The sequence below is a fragment of the Vibrio sp. 2132-1 genome, assembly GCF_033344315.1.
Map to the genome: position 1 here is coordinate 1 of NZ_JAWPON010000518.1, position 616 is coordinate 616.

The 616-nt window shown below is 48.2% G+C and carries 1 protein-coding gene; it reads left to right on the forward strand.

Features of this window, described 5'->3' with window-relative positions; translation table 11 throughout:
- Window positions 1-616, forward strand: a 616-nt coding sequence (locus R8N47_RS26405; RefSeq protein ID WP_318186256.1) for a sigma-54 factor interaction domain-containing protein, incomplete at both ends; no start/stop codon positions are given.

The following is a 616-nucleotide window of genomic DNA, read 5'->3' on the forward strand; positions in this document are numbered from 1 at the left end:
CGACTCTCGCAACGTGTGACGGAAGCGGTCGAGACTTATCGAGCGCAGACGTCAACGCAAGATCGTCAAGAATATCTTGCGAGCGTAAGTGGGCTCGAAGAAGTGCTGATTGGCCGAAGCCGAGTCATGCAGCAATTGCGTGAACAAGTTGCAAAGCTAGCGCGTATTGATACCAACGTCATTATTTATGGTGAAACTGGCTGTGGTAAAGAGCTGGTGGCTACCAGTCTGCATAAAGAAAGCCAACGAAAATTACATCGTTTTGTGCCAATAAATTGTGGCGCGATTCCCGAAAATCTGTTCGAAAGTGAGCTGTTTGGTCACGAGCCCGGCGCTTTTACCGGAGCAAGTAAACGACGGATTGGCAAACTCGAATACGCCGACAAAGGCACGCTGTTTTTTGATGAAATCGAGAGTATGCCGCTTTCAATGCAAGTGAAAGTGCTGCGCTCATTGCAAGAACATACTGTCGAGCGAGTTGGTGGTAACCAGCAGATCAATGTGGATTTGCGAGTGATCGCTGCCGCGAAAGAAGATCTCAACGATCATGAAGAGTTCCGCCAAGATTTGTATTATCGACTTAATGTTGCACAGATCTACTTACCGCCGCTTAGGG